1 protein-coding gene is annotated in these 251 nt (G+C 49.8%); it reads right to left on the bottom strand.

Translation table 11 applies throughout. The annotated features are described in order from the left end of the window. On the bottom strand, positions 1-251 hold a 251-nt coding region (locus Q5762_RS39160; RefSeq protein ID WP_315897087.1), incomplete at both ends, for a thymidylate synthase.

The raw sequence follows: 251 nt of genomic DNA, 5'->3' as shown, positions 1-251 counted from the left end.
GCAAGGTGGTAGTGCCATATTTTCTATCTCCGCAGGGTTCCAAGCAGACACAATATGACGGCGACCGAACGGGTCTTTCTTGATACCTTCAAGAACAGTCTTGAACTGGTCAATTGTCTCTCCATCAGGAGAAGGCCAGCTACGCCACTGCTTGCCATAAACCGGACCAAGCTCACCGTTCTCATCGGCCCACTCATCCCAGATCGTCACCCCATGCTTATGAAGGTAATCGATATTGGTTAGTCCCTTAA

The organism is Streptomyces sp. P9(2023), from assembly GCF_032436795.1.
GTDB lineage: Bacteria > Actinomycetota > Actinomycetes > Streptomycetales > Streptomycetaceae > Streptomyces.
Note: the sequence above shows the minus strand (reverse complement) of the source record. Positions and strands in the feature narration are given on the sequence as shown.